This is a genomic window from Sphingomonas sp. PP-CE-3A-406 (genome assembly GCF_003688625.1).
GTDB lineage: Bacteria > Pseudomonadota > Alphaproteobacteria > Sphingomonadales > Sphingomonadaceae > Sphingomonas.
Map to the genome: position 1 here is coordinate 1,063,408 of NZ_RCWY01000002.1, position 13,194 is coordinate 1,076,601.

Below are 13,194 nucleotides of genomic sequence, written 5' to 3' on the forward strand. Positions count from 1 at the left end.
CCAAATCCGACTATTTGAAAGAACGAACACAATGTCGCGACGCAATCCGCCGGTCTATCAACGGGGTAAATACTGGCTCGCTCATGACGAACGAGCAGACGGAACCCTGCGGACCCCCAATTTCTATGTCTGGTGGTACGATTCCGCCACGCGACGCGAGCGCAGCTCGTCGACGGGTACGGTAGACGAAGCCGCGGCGATCCTCGCACTCGACAAGCTTTATCTTGCCGACAAGGGCGAGGCCCCGGCCTTTTGCCACGCCTGCGGCCAGTCGCTGGCGCAGGCGCAGACCTATCTGCTGACCGACGCCATCGCCGACTATAAAATCGAGTGGGGCGACACGCGTGTGTCGGCGGACACGATCGCCGGGCGCCTAGCGCACGTCGTGGGGTTCCTCGACGCCGAGCAGGCACTGGGGGCGGAAGGCCGATTTGGACACGCGACCAGCTGCGCTGCCGCCTGCTCGTCAGTCTTCGTCCACGCGTTTCGGGCTTGGTCGCGGTTGCAGCCGGTCGAATGGCGCAACGGCAAAGGCGAGGTGACGGTATCGCGTATCCGCTCGCCGGCCGCGACCGAGGCATCGATCGCGCAGCTGATCGCGGTCCTGAACCACGCCGCCAACGCCGAGCCGCCGCGCTCCGACAAGCGTCCGATCTATAAGCCCCTTCCCGCCCGCCAAGTGCAGCGCCAGCGCCGCACGCGAATCGGCGTTGAGGAACTGGCGAAGATGTTCGCCTACGCGGCGGAACCCGATCGCCAGCGCGGCTCGCTCCACGCATTCCTTGTCGCCTCAGTCTGCACGATCGCGCGACCGGGCGCAGTGGTGGAGATTAGCGTTGTCCCCGAACGCCAGCAATGGTGGCCCGGCGCGCCAACGATCGACCTGAACCCGCAGGGTCGGACGCAGAACAAAAAGCATCGGGCGCTGCTACCTGTACTCCCGCTGCTCGATCGCTGGCTGCGCGCCGAATACGCGACGTACATGGCACTCAAGTCTGTCGAGCGTTCGGGCCGCGGCTGGCTGGTGAACTATCACGGCCGCCCCGTGCAGGATGTGGACCGCGCTTGGGACACGATGCTGACGAAGCTCGACATGCCCAACGGCCGCGAGTGGCGCCCCTACGTTCTGCGCCACAGCCTGGCGACGCTCGTTCGCAACCGCGGCGCCGAGAAATGGGATCTGGAGGGCTTCATGGGCCACCGCGCCGGCAGCCAGACCGAGGTCTACGCGATCGGCGAGTTCCCCAGCGTCGTACGCGCTCTGGAGAGCATCATTTCGGAGATCGAAACGCTCGCGCCGGGTGCAATGCACCGGAACCGTACCGGAGCCGAAAAATCCTCGATTACGCGGGAAGATCTTAAAATGTGAGCAATTTCAACATGTTGTCGATGGTGCCGCTTACAGGACTCGAACCTGTGACCCCCGCATTACGAATGCGATGCTCTACCAGCTGAGCTAAAGCGGCCCGACAACGGACGTATCCGGTCGAGGTCGCGGCGAATACCAAGGGATTTGCGGGCTGACAAGCGGTTTGCGTCTTTACCGGGCGTTTACCAAACGGCGTGCAAGAGCGTGACTGAAAAACGGGGGCCCTTGGGCATGGATACGGTACGCGGCCTGGACAACGAACGCAGCGACGGTCCAGATGGTCCGGTCGCTCGCGGAGGATATGATGCAGTGAGTTCGGGGAGTTCGGGTTTCGGGAATTCGGGTTCTGGGGGTTCCGATTTCGGGAGTTCCGATTTCGACGGCACGAACCGCGGGACGCCCAGCGATGCGCGTCACCCGACCGACGCTGGCGTCAACGACGTGATGTTCGATCTCGGCGGCGACGAGCGGCGGATGCACGTGCGCGCGTACAACCACTGGGTGTCGCTGCTGAAGGACCGCCCCTACCCGTCGATCGCGGATCTCGAACCCGAGACGATCACCGATTTCGGCCCGCACAGCGTGCTGCTCGATTTCAGTCGCGGAATGGGCGACCCTAGGATCGCGTATCTCGGGCGTGCGCTACGCGAGGAATGCGGGCTCGAGGGGCCGATCGCGACGATCGCCGACGTGCCGAGCCGCTCGCTGCTATCGCGGCTGACCGACCATTATCTCCAGATCATCGCCAATCGCGCGCCGATCGGTTTCGAGGCGGAATTCGTCAGCAGCCGGGGGCGGACGACCTTGTACCGCGGCATCCTGATGCCGTTCGCATCGGGCGGGGTGACGATCGACTTCATCTACGGCGTGATCAATTGGAAGGAACTCGCGGACGCCGATCTGCAGGCGGCGCTGTCGGCCGAACTGGATGCGGCGGTTCAGGGCACGCCACGGGTCTCGGGTGCGGCCGCGCAGGTCTGGGCCGATGGTCCGAGCGGCGGGTTCGATATCATGCCGGCCGAGCCGACGCCCGTTCCGGCGCTTGTCCTGGATGATCCCTTGCCGGCCGAGTATGTGCTGGCCGGTCCGCTCGGCGAGCAACTGGCGATGGCGCGCGAGAGTGCGGCGCAGGTGCGGGCTGCCGAAGCGCGCAGTCGTGCGGCGCTGCACCGGACGCTGGGTCGGGCGCATGATCTCGCGGTGTCGACCGAGCACGACGAGGGCGATTTCGCCACGCTGTTCGCCGCCGCCTGCCTGCCTGGCCAGACGGACGTCATGATGCAGATCGTCACGCTGGTCTTCGGCGTCAATTTCGAGGCGACCCGGCTGGCGACGTTCGCGGCGGTGCTGCGCCACGCGCAACGGCATCAGGTACCCGCAGGAGGTTTTGCAAGCTTTCTCGGCGGTTTCGAGGGCGATCTGGTCGCGATCGCAGCCGCCGAACACGCCGCATCTTAGGTGCGCCGCAGCATTCGCCTTCGCACCTGCCACAAGGGTTGAGATAGGCGGATAGCGGGCGCATAGGCCCTGATCTATGGCGAACCAATCGTTGAACACGCTCACCGAAACCCTCGCGGGCCGGTTGACCGAACGGGCCCTTCCGGGCGAACTGAGGGACTTCGGGGCGAGCGAGGTCGCGCAGGCTGCGGCGTTCGTCGCCGCGACCGCCGCGCACCGCGACGACGGTGCGCCGGCGATCGCGATCGAGCCGATCAGCGCGGACGACACGCGGCGGCGGATGCGGCTTGCGATCGTCAACGACGACATGCCGTTCCTGGTCGATTCGATCGCTGCGGCGATCGGCGCGCAGGACATCGCGGTCGATCGAATCATCCACCCCGTCGTCCGCACGACACGCGCGCCCGATGGCACGCTGCACGCCATCGACGCCGATGGGCAAGGCGCTGGCCGCCCCGAATCGATGATCTATCTGGAGATGGAGCGCGCCGATGCGCGTGACCGTCGCGGGCTGATCGAGGATCTGACCGCCGTATTGGCCGACGTCCGTGCGGCGGTGACCGACTGGCGTGCGATGCAAGCCGCGCTCGACGACGATATCGCCAAGCTGCCCGAGGGCGAAGGCGCGGCGCTGTTGCAGTGGTTCCTGGGCGGCCATCTGACGTTGCTCGGGCACCAGATCTGGCATCGTGACGGGAGTGGCCACGCCGCGCTGGGTATTGCGCGCAACGAACACCGCGTGCCGATCCTCGCCGAAGCCTCGCGCGCACTGGCGATTGAATGGTTCGAGGCAGGCAACGACGCGCCGTTGTTGCTGAAGTCGAACTTGATTTCGACCGTCCACCGCGCCGTGCCGCTCGACCTCGTCGTCGTGCCGGTGATGGAAGGCGCGACCGTCGCCGGGCTGTCGATCTACAGCGGGCTGTGGACCAGCGCCGCGCTGGCCGCGATGCCGCGCGACGTGCCGGTATTGCGCACGCGTCTTGCCGCAATGAAGGCGAAGTTCGGGTTCGATCCGCGTGGTCATGCCGGTAAGGCGCTGACGCATGCGTTCACCGCATTGCCGCACGACCTCGTGATTGCGTTCGCGCCCGATGCGCTAGAGGATCTGGCGCTAACCGCGATGAGCCTCGCGGATCGGCCGCGGCCCGCGCTGGTGCTCGTCGAATCGGCGCTCGGGCGTCATTTGTTCGGGTTCGTCTGGCTGCCGCGCGACGACGTCACCACCAGCCGCCGCGTCGCGATCGGCGACATGCTGGCCGAAGCGGCGAATGCGAGCGTGCTCAACTGGTCGATCGCGCTGGAGGACGGCGAGGTCGCGATGATCCGCTACACGCTCGATCTGCGCGGCGATGGTCGGATGCCCGACGTCGCCCCGCTCGCGCTGCGGTTGCAGCGGATGGTGCGCGGTTGGGTGTCGGACGTCGAGGCGGCACTGGTTGAGACGTTGCCACCGCCGCGTGCGGCGCGTCTTGCGCTCAAATGGGCGGCGGCGTTCCCGCAGAACTACCGCAACCTCAGCACGCCCGCCGAGGCCGCCGAGGATATCCAGCGCATCGCCGCGCTCGGCGATGCGGATGCGCGTGGCGTGCGTCTCGTACCGGGTGAAGCCGGCGCCGATCCGCAGTTGAAGATCTACAAGCTCGGCGGTGCGTTGCCGTTGTCGGACGCGGTCCCGGTGCTGGAGAATTTCGGCTTCCGCGTGATCGGCGAGCTGCCGACGCGGTTGCGCGATGACAGCGTGCCGTTCGTGCATGATTTCGTGCTGGAGGCGAACGACGCGGCGCAGCAGAGCGACGCGCCCGTGCTCGAAGGCGCGATCGCGGCGGTGCTCGAAGGCGCGGCCGAGAACGATGCGTTCAACCGGCTGATCGTCGAACTCGGGATGCGTCCCGAGGCGATCGTGCTGTTCCGTGCGTGGTTCCGGTATCTGCGTCAGGCGGGGCTGCCGTACGGGCTGACCACCGTGGTCGACGCGCTGCGGCGTGCGCCGAAGGTTGCGGCCGCTCTGATCGCGCGGTTCACCGCGGTCCATCATCCGGAGCACCCGGGCAACGCGATCAAGGCGGACCAGGCAATCGAAGCCGGGCTCGACGCAGTCACGGCGATCGACGACGACCGTATTCTGCGCGCGTATCGCAATCTGATCGCGGCAACGCTACGCACCAACGCGTTCACGCCGGCCGCGTCGGAAGCGCTCGCGTTCAAGCTCGACAGCCATCTGATTCCGGGCCTCCCCGCGCCCGTGCCGTGGCGCGAAGTCTGGGTGTATTCGCCCCGCGTCGAAGGCATCCATCTGCGGGCCGGCCCGGTCGCACGCGGCGGCCTGCGCTGGTCCGACCGTCGCGACGACTTCCGCACCGAGATCCTCGGGCTGATGAAGGCGCAGCGCGTCAAGAACGCCGTCATCGTGCCGACCGGCGCGAAGGGTGGCTTCTATCCCAAGCAACTCCCTGCCCCGTCGAACCGCGACGCGTGGTTGGCCGAAGGCACCGAGAGCTACCGGATCTTCATCCGCACCTTGCTGTCGATCACCGACAACATCGTCGAGGGCAAGGTCGTCCATCCGGACGGCGTGACGATCCTCGACGGCGAGGATCCGTATTTCGTCGTCGCCGCCGACAAGGGCACCGCAACGTTCAGCGACGTGGCGAACGCGCTCGCGCTCGAACGCGGCTATTGGCTCGGCGACGCGTTCGCCTCCGGTGGCTCGGTCGGGTACGATCACAAGGCGATGGGGATCACCGCCAAGGGCGCATGGCTGAGCGTCCAGCGGCACTTCGCCGAACGCGGGCTCGACGTGCAGAGCGAGAGCATCACCGTTGTCGGCTGCGGCGACATGTCGGGCGACGTGTTCGGCAACGGCATGCTGTTGTCGAAGACGCTGAAGGTCATCGCGGCGTTCGATCACCGCCACATCTTCCTCGATCCCGATCCTGATCCGGCGACCAGCTGGGAAGAGCGCAACCGGATGTTCGCGCTGCCGCGGTCGAGCTGGGCGGACTACGACGCCAGCCTGATCTCGAAGGGCGGCGGCGTGTTCGCGCGCACCGACAAGGTCATCAAGCTGTCGCCTGAGGTGCAGGCTGCACTCGGTGTGACCGCGAGCGAGATGGAGCCGGGTGCGCTGATCTCGGCGATCCTCAAGGCGCCGGCCGACCTGCTCTGGTTCGGCGGCATCGGCACCTATGTGAAGGCGGCATCGGAAGCGAACGTCGCGGTCGGCGATCCGGCCAACGACCGGTTGCGCGTCAACGCCGAGGACCTGCGCGTGATCGCGATCGGCGAAGGCGCGAATTTGGGCGTCACGCAGGCGGCGCGTATCGCGTTCTCGGCACGCGGGGGTCGGATCAATACCGACTTCATCGACAATTCGGCGGGCGTCGACTGCTCGGATAACGAGGTCAACATCAAGATCGCGCTCAACCGCGAGATGATCGAGGGGCGGTTGGAGTACGAGGACCGCAACACGCTGCTCGCCAGCATGACCGACGACGTCGCGCATCTGGTGCTGGAGGACAACCGCCTCCAGACGCTGGCGCTGTCGATCGCCGAGGCGGATGGCGCGGTCGCGATGCCGAGCTATGTCCGCGTGATCGAGATCTTCGAGGGCACCGGGCGGCTCGATCGTGCGGTCGAGGGGCTGGCGTCGAACGACATCCTGCTGCGTCGCGGCCAGGATGGTCTGGGGCTCACGCGGCCCGAGCTGGCGGTACTGCTCGCGACCGCCAAGCTCGGGTTGCAGGATGCGATCGAGCATGGCGATATCGCCAAGGACGATGCGCTTAAGCCCGACCTGCACGCTGCCTTCCCCGCAGCGATGCGCGCGCGGTTCGAGACGGCGATCGACGAGCATCGGCTGCGGCCCGAGATCGTCGCGACCAAGCTCGCCAATCGGATCGTCAACCGCCTTGGCATCCTCTACCCGTTCGAGCTGGCGGAAGAGGAAGGCGCGGCGATGGGCGATATCGCGGCGATGTTCGTTGTCGCCGAGCGCCTGTTCGACCTGCCGGCCTTGTGGGCGGAGATCGAGACCGCGGTGATGCCCGAGGCGGCGCGAATTGCGCTGTTCGACGAGGTGGCCGTCGCGACCCGCTCGCAGATCGCCGACCTGTTGCGCGTGTCTGCACCGGGCGCCGTGCCCGGCGACGTACTAGCGCGGCTGGCGAAGGGGATCACGCAGCTAGACAGCCAGACCGCGGCGTTGCTGCTCGAAGAGGCGAGCGCGCAGAGCAGCCGCATCGCGGGGCAGCTCGAAGCGGTCGGTGCGCCGGGCGATCTGGTGCGCAAGGTAGTCCGCCTGTTCGAGATGGACGGCGCGGTCGGTCTGGCCGATCTCGGCGAACGGATGACGCTCGACGAAGCGGTCCTCACGCGCGCGTTCACGCATCTGGGGCAGGCGCTCGGGCTCGACTGGGCGCAGGCGAACGCCGCGCGGATCAGCCCGACCGATCCGTGGGAGCGCCTGCTGATCGCCGGCCTCGCACGAGATTTCCAGCAGCTACGGCTCGAATTCCTCGCCCGCCGCGGCGCGCAGGATCCGCAGGGTGCGGTGGACCAATGGCTAACCGCGAACGCAACACGCGTGGCGCAGTTCAAGGCGGTAATCGATCGCGCGCGCCATGCGGCGGTGCCGAATGCGGCGATGCTCGCGCAGATCGCCGGACAGGCACGGGTGCTGCTGGGACGCTAACTTACCCCTCTCCCCTGCGGGGAGAGGGAGGGGCCCGCGCGCGTTTGCGTGTGGGAGGGTGAGGGGCGTGAGGCTCGGGACCTGGATCCCAACAGCCCCTCACCCTTCCGTCGCAAGAGCTCCTCCTTCCCTCTCCCCGGAGGGGCGAGGGACTAGACCGCCCGCCGCGCCGCCAGTTCCGCCTTCCACCCACGCGCGCGCCACCACATGATCACCCCGGTCACCGCCAGCACCGCCGGCAATATCCCCCCAAGGAAAATGATCACTTGCCACAGCGCGCCCATGTCGGTGCCGTCGTGGATTCGTCGCATCCACCGCGCCACGCCGCCCTGCGGCCGCGCGGCTGCCGCGGTCGCGCCACCGGTGTCGTCGGCGATCTTCACCCCGACCGGCGTCGTCCCGCGCGCGAACGTCACGGTCCAGTCGGCGCTAAGATCGGTCGGCCATGCGACACTGCGGAGCGGCGCGCCACCTGCCAGCGCGCGCGCCTTGCCGATCGCGACGTCGAGCGGCTGCGCGGGCTTAGCCAGCGGTTTCGCGCGCATCATCGCGCCGCGATCGGGCCCAACTCTAGGCCGCGACGCCTCCCCGGTAATCTTCCCGAAGAATTGCGGGAACGAGATCCACGCGCCGGTCAGCGACAGCACAAACAGCGGCAGCGCGATCCAGAACCCGAACAGATGATGCAGGTTGGTATCGACGTTGCGATGCCGCCGAAACCGCAGCCCGCGCGTCCATTTGCCGACCGTCGGCCACCACAGCCAGAGCCCGGTGAAGCACGACACCATCATCGCCACGCCGATCCAGCCGACGATCGAGCGTCCGACGCCGGGCAGTTGCAAGCTACCATGCAGCACGTGGAGAAACCGCACGAGCCCACCGTTCGACGGCGACACCTCCAGCACGCGCGCGGTCGGCGGATCGAGATACACCATCGTCCGCTGCGGCGGTCCCGGCCGCTTGGATGCAGTCCCGGCGGCGGCGGCAATGACGACCGGCCCGCCATCGTCGGGCATCGTCAGCTGCGCGATCCGCTCGTCGTACGTCAGCCGGGTAGCCGCCGCCGCGACATAGGCGTCCGGGCTGAGCACCGTCGTTCCCGACACCGCATAGCGCGTCGGGTCGACGATTCGATCGAGCGCGTCATGCCACACCAGCGCCGCGCCGCTGAGCGACAACGGAATGATCAGGATCGCGAGAATCAGCCCGATCCACTTGTGGACCTGAAACCACGCTCGCCGCATCGCCATCTTGCCCATCGTAAATTCCCCCGTTCATGGAGCGTGGCATGGCAGGCGTACGCAAGTCCATCCTTCCCCTCCCCGTCATCCTGCCGAAAGTCAGGACCCAGAGCCAAGCAGCGTAAGGCCCGTGATCCTGGGTCCTGACTTTCGTCGGGATGACGGGCCGTGCTCAGACATCGGCCCAGCGGCGCAGGAGGTTATGGTACACCCCCGTCAGCCGCACCGTCGCCGGATCGCCCTGCCCTTGTGCGGCTGCAACTGCCTGCACGCCCTGGTCGAGATCGAACAGGATCCGTCGCGCGCCGTCGTCGCGGACCATCGACTGCAACCAGAAGAACGACGCGACGCGTACGCCGCGCGTGACCGGCGCGACGCGGTGCAGGCTGGACGCTGGGTACACCACCATGTGGCCGGCGGGCAGCTTGACCGATTGCGGCCCGAACTGGTCCTCGATCACGAGTTCGCCGCCGTCGTAACTGTCGGGATCGGCGAGGAAGAGCGTCGCCGACAGGTCGCTGCGGATGCGGAAGTCGGAGCCGCGCTTGATCCGGATCGCGGTGTCGACGTGAAGGCCGAAATCCTGGCCGCCGGCGTAGCGGTTGAACAGCGGTGGGAAGACTTTCAGGGGCAGCGCAGCGGCGACGAACAACGCCGACCGTCCGAGCGCGTCGAGGATCATGCCGCCCGCCTCGCGCGCCGCAGCGGAGTCCTCGGGCAGTTGCTCGTTACGCTTGGCGAGCGCGGATTGCTGGCCGGACGTCGCGTTGCCGTCGATCCATTCGGCCGCATCGATGACGCTCCGCACTCGTGCCACTTCCGCCGGATCGAGCACCTCGGGAACGGCGATCAACATGCCGCGCCCTCGCGCAATGCGGCCACGCCAGCAGCGCGGAACGCGGGGATATCGCTAACCGCCAGCCATGCTACGGCCTTGCCCAGAAACGCCGCGTTGCCCCGCGCGCCGGCTTGTTTCAACCAGACCAGCGCCGCGTCGACATCCCCCGCCGCGCCCAGCATCCGCGCGTGATTGAAGCATCCGCGGAAATCGCCGCCCTCCGCTGCCCGTGCATAGCATTCAGCAGCCCGCACCAGATCGCGCTCGCACGCCCAGCCGTCTTCCGCAAAACTGCCGACGAAGTTGATCGCCTTCGCACTGGCGAGCCCCGAATCCATCCCCGCGACCGTCTCCAGCAACGCCAATGCCGCCGGCTTGTCTTCGGCGACACCCTCCCCCAGCGCGAGAAGCGTCGCGTAATTATACATCGCCCAATCGAGCCCGCGCTCGGCGGCGATCCGGTAGCATTCCGCCGCGCGCGCCTTGTCGACCGCGGTACCCCAACCAAGATCGTAGCAGCGCCCGACCATGTTGAGTGCCATCACATGATGCTGCGCCGCCGCCTTCACGAACCAGCCGAGCGCCGCCTGCCGGTCCACCGCAACGCCAACCCCGTCGAGCAGCATCTGCCCGTAGACCGCCTGCGCCTCGGCAACGCCCGCATCCGCTGCCTCGCGCACGAACGCCGCGCGCTCCTCCGGACTTCCGGAGAGGCGCGCGGCGATGGCGTCGGGCGTGAGGGTATCGATCGCCGTCATATCATCCTCAGAACCGCAGGTTGACCGTGCCGAAGATCGTGCGACCGGCCGCCAGCGTCGCATAGTGGCTGGCATAGGTCTGCGAGAAATAGGTCTTGTTCGTCAAATTCTGCGCATTGACGCTGAGGTCGACATTGTCGGTCAGCTTGTAGCTCGCGCGTGCATCGAAGCGCCAGTAGTCGGGGGTGCTGCGCGTCAGGACCTTGGTCGCCGGGTTGACCGACACGACGCCGGCCGCAGTCTGCGTCGCGGTGCGGTTGTCGGCATAGCCACCGATCTGGTCGTCCATGTACAGAGCCGTGCCGCCGATCTGGAGCCGCTTGGTCACGGTGACGTTGGTGGTCGCGGTGAAGCTGTTCTTCGCCGTCTGCGGGACCTGCTTGCCGGTATTGACCGACACGACGCCGATCGTCCGGGCCGGCTGGATGACGGTGGTGACGCCGTTCGCGGTGCGCGTGATCGCCGGCGCGGTCAGGATCGTCGAGCCGCCGTCGATGATCTTCGGATCGAGATGCGTGAACCCGCCGAACACAGTCCAGCCGGGCAGGATCGTCCCGCTGACGTTGAACTCGACGCCACGGATCCGCGTCTCGCCGATGAACGACGCGGTGTTGTTGTCATCGAGCACGCGCGCGTTGGCGATATCGGTCTGGAACACTGCCGCGCCAAGCTGAAGCTTTTCGCCGAACAGGCTTGCCTTCGCACCGACCTCGTACGACTTGGTCTTTTGCGGGCGCAGCAGGTTGAGCACGGCGGCGGTGATCGCATTGTCCTCGCGGCCTTCGCCGAGCAGGCTGTTAGGCGGCGTCGCGGCGGTCGCATAGCTTGCGTACAGGCTGGTTTCCGACGTCGGCTTGAACACGAGGCCGGCCTGCCAGTTGAACAAATTGTCGACGCGCTTGATCCGCGTCTGCTGGGCGCCGGGCAGGATGACGGTCGACTGGAACCGGTCGTAGCGTGCGCCGAGGTTCAAGATCAGCGCCGGCATCAGCGTGATCGAATCGAACGCGTAAACCGCCTTGGTATTCGCGTCGTTCTGCGTCTCGGCCGAGGTCGCACCCTTCACGATCGGCGTCGCGGTCGTCGACGTGTCGCTCGTGTAATTGACCCACGGCGCATACGGGTTCGGGTCGAACAGGCTCACGCAATAGGAGCGCGCGATCGTGACCGTGTCGCAGCGCGGGCTGATCGTCGAGCCGTTGGCCGACACGAACGTACCGCGCCGCGTCTTCTCCCACGAGATTTCGGTGCCCAGCGAGAAGCTGTGCTCGATCCCGCCGGTGTTGAACTTGCCGTACAGATCGGTCTGGTCGACGATGCTTTCGCTATAGCCGTAGCGCGTATTGCCGCGCGTCCAGACATAGCCGCCACCCGTCACCTTCGTACCGCCGGCAATCGGATTGACCCCACTCGTGGCGGTCGCGGTCGTGCCATAGACATTGCCCTGGCTGTCGTCGGGCAGTGTGAAGATATAGCTCTGGTCGCTGTGCGTGTAGCGTGCGGTATTGCGCAGCGTGATGCCGCCGAAATCATGCTCGACGCGGATCGTCGCCTGGTTGGTGGTCGAATCGCGGAAGTCGCGCGCCGCCAGGCCATAGAAGTTCTTCCGCGAGACGTAGCCGGTCTGGCCGCTGGCGGTCGTCACAGTGCCGAGTGCAGGCTCGGTCGTGACGTTGCCGGCGCCCGGATGGTTGGCGATCGTGTAGAGATACGGAATGCCGCTGTCCGGCAATTCGCTGCTCTCCATATGATAGAAACTGGCGGTCAGCCGGGTCGGCGTGCCGAGCCCGATCGCGAACGACGGCGCGATGCCCCAGCGCTTCGCCCAGATCGCATCGCGGCCGGCGACGTCCTGATCGTGCCACATCCCCTCGATCCGGAACGCGGCGGTATCGGAGACCTTGAGGTTCACGTCGCCGGTGATGCGTTTGTAGTCTGCCTCGCCATAGCTGGCGCCGAGCGATCCGAAATTGTCGAGCTGCGGCAGGCGCGACAGAATGTTGATCGTACCGCCCGCCGAACCGCGCCCGCCCAGCGTCGAATCCGAGCCGCGAACGATCTGGACCGACTCGACCGCGAACACTTCGCGCGTCTGCGCGGCGAGATCGCGGACTCCATCGACATAGATGCTGCCCTGGCTGTCAAAGCCGCGGATGAAGGGGCGGTCGCCGATCGGATTGCCGCCCTCGGCCGCACCGAACGTGATGCCGGGAACGGTGCGCAGCGCATCGGCGAGGCTGTTCGACCCGGTCTGTTCGATCACTTCCTTCGGCAGCACGATCACCGAACGCGGCGTGTTGACCAGCGGCGCGACCTGCTTGGGGCCTTCGTCATGCAGGCGCTGCCCATTGACGAGGATCTCCTCGCGCTGCTGCGCATCGGTCACCGGCGCGGCTGACTTGTCGGCATCCGCGGCATAGGCCGGCGCGGTCGCGAACGCGCCGACGCACGACAAAGCGAGGAAGGCCGGCACGGTGGACGAACGCGGCGAAGATGCGCGCGGCGAAGGTAGCGACATGGACAAACCCCTTTGTTCTTGAGGGGCTCGCTATTGAGAGTCGTTCGCACTGTCAACGCTAATGCGAGTAATTCTCAACCTGGATTATTGAACAGCCATGTTCTCAACGCGCTAGCAAGGTTTGGTGGATCGTCCGCAACAATGCGGATCGCGTCTATTTCGGCGACGAGTGCCGACAATGGCAGGGAAAGCCGCACAGCAACGGCCTCGAGCGCCTGCCAGAAGACGGGCTCGAGGCTGATCGAGGTCTGGTGGCCTGCAATCGTGATCGAGCGCTTGACGGGTCCGTGGAATCCGCCAGCTGGCACTTCGATCACGA

8 protein-coding genes and 1 tRNA gene are annotated in these 13,194 nt (G+C 66.6%); 3 read left to right on the top strand and 6 right to left on the bottom strand.

Translation table 11 applies throughout. The features are described from left to right. The first annotated feature begins 31 nt into the window (after positions 1-31). Complete coding sequence (locus C8J44_RS11225) at positions 32-1,369, top strand: tyrosine-type recombinase/integrase (RefSeq protein ID WP_121904517.1); 1,338 nt, start codon at positions 32-34, stop codon at positions 1,367-1,369. Positions 1,370-1,390: 21 nt separating this feature from the next. Here C8J44_RS11225 and C8J44_RS11230 read toward each other — a convergent pair. Next, positions 1,391-1,466 (bottom strand) — tRNA-Thr (locus C8J44_RS11230). 212 nt (positions 1,467-1,678) lie between these two features. Between C8J44_RS11230 and C8J44_RS11235 the strand changes: the two genes are divergently transcribed. Both C8J44_RS11235 and C8J44_RS11240 read left to right on the top strand, forming a co-directional pair. Beyond that, on the top strand, positions 1,679-2,827 hold the full coding sequence (locus tag C8J44_RS11235; RefSeq protein ID WP_147453185.1) for a hypothetical protein: 1,149 nt from the start codon (positions 1,679-1,681) through the stop codon (positions 2,825-2,827). Between the two features lie 76 nt (positions 2,828-2,903). After that, entirely contained in the window at positions 2,904-7,520 is a 4,617-nt protein-coding gene (locus tag C8J44_RS11240; RefSeq protein ID WP_121904519.1) for an NAD-glutamate dehydrogenase domain-containing protein, read from the top strand. 152 nt (positions 7,521-7,672) lie between these two features. On the opposite strand, the gene C8J44_RS11245 is transcribed toward C8J44_RS11240, so the two are convergent. From C8J44_RS11245 to C8J44_RS11265, 5 genes are all read right to left on the bottom strand, one after another. After that, positions 7,673-8,779: a PepSY domain-containing protein gene (locus C8J44_RS11245; RefSeq protein ID WP_121904520.1), complete on the bottom strand. Its 1,107-nt coding sequence runs from the start codon at positions 8,777-8,779 to the stop codon at positions 7,673-7,675. A 154-nt stretch (positions 8,780-8,933) separates the two neighbouring features. Next, positions 8,934-9,617 carry a Fe2+-dependent dioxygenase gene (locus tag C8J44_RS11250; protein ID WP_121904521.1) on the bottom strand — a complete coding sequence of 228 codons (684 nt, stop codon included), beginning with the start codon at positions 9,615-9,617 and terminating at the stop codon, positions 8,934-8,936. After that, positions 9,611-10,357: a tetratricopeptide repeat protein gene (locus C8J44_RS11255; protein ID WP_121904522.1), complete on the bottom strand. Its 747-nt coding sequence runs from the start codon at positions 10,355-10,357 to the stop codon at positions 9,611-9,613. Before C8J44_RS11255 ends, C8J44_RS11250 begins: the two co-directional genes overlap by 7 nt. A gap of 7 nt (positions 10,358-10,364) precedes the next feature. Further along, positions 10,365-12,875, bottom strand: a complete 2,511-nt coding sequence (locus C8J44_RS11260; RefSeq protein ID WP_121904523.1) for a TonB-dependent siderophore receptor — start codon at positions 12,873-12,875, stop codon at positions 10,365-10,367. Positions 12,876-12,949: 74 nt separating this feature from the next. Next, positions 12,950-13,192, bottom strand: a complete 243-nt coding sequence (locus C8J44_RS11265) for a ribbon-helix-helix domain-containing protein (RefSeq protein WP_121904524.1) — start codon at positions 13,190-13,192, stop codon at positions 12,950-12,952. Positions 13,193-13,194 lie beyond the last annotated feature (2 nt).

What these genes read in the sequence shown, in the direction of transcription:
- C8J44_RS11250 (WP_121904521.1), bottom strand. Translation starts at nt 9,617, where the DNA reads ATGTTGATCGCCGTTCCCGAGGTGCTCGATCCGGCGGAAGTGGCACGA.
- C8J44_RS11260 (WP_121904523.1), bottom strand. Translation starts at nt 12,875, where the DNA reads ATGTCGCTACCTTCGCCGCGCGCATCTTCGCCGCGTTCGTCCACCGTG.
- C8J44_RS11255 (WP_121904522.1), bottom strand. Translation starts at nt 10,357, where the DNA reads ATGACGGCGATCGATACCCTCACGCCCGACGCCATCGCCGCGCGCCTC.
- C8J44_RS11245 (WP_121904520.1), bottom strand. Translation starts at nt 8,779, where the DNA reads ATGGGCAAGATGGCGATGCGGCGAGCGTGGTTTCAGGTCCACAAGTGG.
- C8J44_RS11225 (WP_121904517.1), top strand. Translation starts at nt 32, where the DNA reads ATGTCGCGACGCAATCCGCCGGTCTATCAACGGGGTAAATACTGGCTC.
- C8J44_RS11240 (WP_121904519.1), top strand. Translation starts at nt 2,904, where the DNA reads ATGGCGAACCAATCGTTGAACACGCTCACCGAAACCCTCGCGGGCCGG.